The sequence below is a fragment of the Chamaesiphon sp. OTE_20_metabat_361 genome, from assembly GCF_031364565.1.
Genome location: NZ_JANLWO010000391.1, coordinates 1 through 3,705, shown reverse-complemented (window position 1 = coordinate 3,705; position 3,705 = coordinate 1). Strand labels below are relative to the sequence as shown.

General features: G+C 46.3%; 4 protein-coding genes. 2 read left to right on the top strand and 2 right to left on the bottom strand.

All coding sequences use genetic code 11. The features are described 5' to 3' along the window. Window positions 1-59 precede the first annotated feature (59 nt). Window positions 60-398, bottom strand: a complete 339-nt coding sequence (locus RMO35_RS11450) for a P-II family nitrogen regulator (protein WP_295614375.1) — start codon at window positions 396-398, stop codon at window positions 60-62. A gap of 113 nt (window positions 399-511) precedes the next feature. On the opposite strand from RMO35_RS11450, the gene RMO35_RS11445 reads away from it, so the two are divergent. Further along, entirely contained in the window at window positions 512-1,762 is a 1,251-nt protein-coding gene (locus RMO35_RS11445; RefSeq protein ID WP_309741324.1) for an FGGY-family carbohydrate kinase, read from the top strand. 147 nt (window positions 1,763-1,909) lie between these two features. Next, window positions 1,910-3,160: a hypothetical protein gene (locus RMO35_RS11440; protein ID WP_309741323.1), complete on the top strand. Its 1,251-nt coding sequence runs from the start codon at window positions 1,910-1,912 to the stop codon at window positions 3,158-3,160. A 282-nt stretch (window positions 3,161-3,442) separates the two neighbouring features. Here RMO35_RS11440 and RMO35_RS11435 read toward each other — a convergent pair whose 3' ends face one another. Further along, window positions 3,443-3,634: a hypothetical protein gene (locus tag RMO35_RS11435; protein ID WP_309741322.1), complete on the bottom strand. Its 192-nt coding sequence runs from the start codon at window positions 3,632-3,634 to the stop codon at window positions 3,443-3,445. Window positions 3,635-3,705: the final 71 nt, after the last annotated feature.

Here is a 3,705-nt window from a genome sequence, read left to right as displayed (position 1 = left end):
CAAGGATGAAACCTCGGCTAGTTGTTTAAATTAGGAAATAGAAATGTGTTAGCTAGAGATTAGACAGCTTCGACATTCTTCTCACCAGTCCGAATGCGGACGACTTGTTCGACGGGACTGACAAAGATTTTGCCATCGCCAATTTCTCCGGTGCGAGCTGCGGCGATGATCTTGTCAACTACCATGTCAACTTGAGAATCTTCGATCACAACTTCTACCTTGAGCTTTTGCAGAAATTCCACAGTATATTCCGAGCCGCGATAGCGTTCGGTTTGTCCCTTTTGTCTGCCAAATCCTCTGACTTCAGAGACAGTCATCCCGACAACACCTGCGTTGACGAGAGCGATTTTTACTTCATCCAGTTTGAACGGACGAATGATGGCGACGATCTTTTTCAATTTCAGTTACTCCTGTAATGTGTGTCTCTATACTATTTGTAGATGCACCAACCTGACTTTTTGTATCATTGTTGGACTAAGCAAACATGTAACTCTGGCTACAAAATAAAAATATGACAGTTTCTCTCGGCATAGATTTTGGCACATCTGGAGCGAGATTAGTCGCGATCGATACCGATCGTAACGTGCTGTGGTGGGGAACTAGAGAGTTATCAGATGAATTGTGGCGGGAGACACTATTTAATCTGATTCAGGCAGTTCCCGCCACGATTAAATCGCGAGTGATGAGGATTGCGATCGATGGTACTTCTTCAACGGTACTATTATGCGACGATCGCGGGCAATTAATCGGCACGCCAATTTTATATCATGACGATCGCGCTCGGGCGGTATTATCGCAATTGAGATCGATCGTCCCGAGCGGACATCTGGCGCTCAGTGCGACTTCCAGCCTTTCAAAATTATACTGGATGGCGAGTCAAGCTAATTTTCCCGACTTAAATTCTAGACAGGCGCATTATTTCCTCCACCAAGCCGACTGGCTGGCTGCTCAGCTCCACGGCAAACTGGGCATCAGCGACTATCACAATGCCCTCAAACTAGGCTACGATGTCGAATCCTTAAGTTATCCCGATTGGCTCGAAACACACCCTTATCGCCCGTTATTGCCGCAGGTGTTGGCACCGGGTACGCCGATTGGGACGGTGTTACCAGCAGTTGCGCGGGAATTGGGTTTAGCAACGGAGTGTGTGGTATGTGCGGGGACTACCGACAGTATTGCGGCGTTTATCGCTAGTGGCGTGACGACACCGGGAGTCGCTGTGACATCGTTAGGTTCGACATTAGTCATCAAATTGCTCTCACACACGCGGGTGGACGCGCCGAGCTATGGAATCTACAGTCATCGCTTGGGCGATTTGTGGCTGGTGGGTGGCGCTTCAAATACGGGTGGTGCAGTGTTGAGACACTTTTTCAGCGATACCGAATTGGCAAGCTTGAGTGCCGAAATCGATCCCGATCTTCCCAGCCAGCTCGATTATTATCCCTTACTAACTCCCGGCGATCGCTTCCCGATTAACGATCCTAATTTAGTACCGCGACTGACGCCGCAACCCGATTGTCCGGTAGAGTTCCTGCATGGTTTACTTACCGGGATTGCCAAAATCGAAGCGCGCGGCTACGAGCTATTAGCAGAACTAGGCGCGACACCGCTAACAGCTATCTACACCGCTGGCGGTGGTGCCAAAAATGCCACCTGGACAAAAATTCGGCAGCGATACCTTCCCGTCCCGATCTTCGGCTCCCAGCATCAAGAAGCCGCTTATGGCGCGGCGGTACTGACTCAAAATTTGACCCAGACATAATCGCTAACCAGCGTCCCAATTACCAGCCTGTCAGTCGCGCGGAAATTTGGCTAGAATTTGAGAACGGAGTCTGAATAAACAACAGCTCCAACTGCTCGGGATGGCATCGATTCACGATCGCACAGGCGGATATATTTAGGAAAGTGTATGATGAATGCCAATCCTCAACTCATGACAGCGGTAGAACAACTCGGCTATCGAGTAACTTGTGCAGATGTCGTTACCCATACTGGCATTCACCTCGAAGCAGCACGTTCGGGATTGCTAGCTTTGGCGAATCAAACCGGGGGACATCTCCAAGTCACCGATACGGGGGAGATCGTTTATGTTTTAGCTCCCGACTTTCGGCAAGTTTTATTACGAAAATATGTCAAACTGCGATTTCAAGCTGGACTAGCACGCGTCTGGTCGATCGGATTTTACCTGATTAAGATCTCGTTTGGGGTATTATTAATCACTTCAATTAGTGTCGTCTATCTGACGATTTTAGCGATTACCCTCGCTGCACTATTTAGTAGCGATGGCGGTGACTGCGATGGTGGTAGTTGCGTGTTAGGGATTTTTGATTGGGGTGGTAGTAACTCGCATTCGTCGAGTAGCTCTGCACCCATGACAACTAAAAATACTAGCGATCTCGCCCCGATTAGATCTAAAACCCAGCGCAAACCAATCAATTTTTTAGAAGCAGTATTTTCAGTCCTGTTTGGCGATGGCAATCCAAATGCCGATCTCGAACAGCGGCGGTGGAGTTATATTGGCAATTTGATTCATCGTCAACATGGAGTTGCGATCGGCGAACAAATTGCGCCATACTTAGACGACCTGGAACAAGGATACGTTCGAGAATATGAGAACTACATGTTACCCGTTCTCGCTAAGTTCAATGGGATTCCAGAAGTCAGTCCGACTGGGCAATTGGTATATCATTTTCCCGAGCTACAAACTACGCTTAAAGAGGTTCCTGGTAAATCTACCCGCGTACCACAATCATTACGCGAACGCAAATGGAAATTTACTAAAGCGACGCCCACTCAAAAGAGTTGGGCGATCGCCCTATTTGCTGCTAACCTAGTCGGTATCGGGATCTTGGCAATATTGCTCCAGGGGATATCGAGTAGTCTCATCGGCAGTGTGATGACGGTAATCGCTCTGTATGGAGTCGGGTTAGTTGCAATCCCCTGCGTCCGGTATTTTTGGGTTAAACATCAAGATCGACAAGTTAAAAAACGCAATCATTTTCGACAGCAGCAAGTAAAAGTGCTGCGAAAAAGTGATATAGTTCGAGATAAGTTAGAATATGCCAAGCAGTTTGCCAAACAGCATAAAATTACCGATCGAGACATTATCTACACTACTGAAGAAGATGCCTTGTCGCAAGAGTTTAAAAGATTAGAATAAATTAGCACAATCCAAGATTATAGGGTAGATGTTGCCCACAAAACATTTACAATAGCAATAATCACTTAAACTGTTTTTATCGATTATTTTCGGTACGTTATTCGATCGGTAACTTTAGCAAAGTATTAAAATTGTAGGGTGGGCGCTGCCCACAGACCATTTAGAGCCGAAGCAATAAGAGTTTAAACTGTTTAATTCGATTAGCTATGGTACGCTACGATATCGAGCCATCTCTACACTAATCGAGCGATTTTAAACACTCTCAATATCCATATTACTATGTCAAAAATTGTCTGTGGGCAGTGCCCACCCTACTGGGACGACACTACTGTCTTCTAAAAATACTGCGATCGTATTTAATCCATTCAATCCATAGGGTAGTAGCGGAGTAGAATCGTAGAAGTTGTAGTGTCGTCCCACTACGGGATATTCTAATGTTTGTGTATTGATATAAGCTGTGAAATTACTTCTCATTCCCTAGAAATTCAGGCATCGCTACCACATTTTCACTCTGACTGATACCTTCTTGCTTGAACACCTTCTTG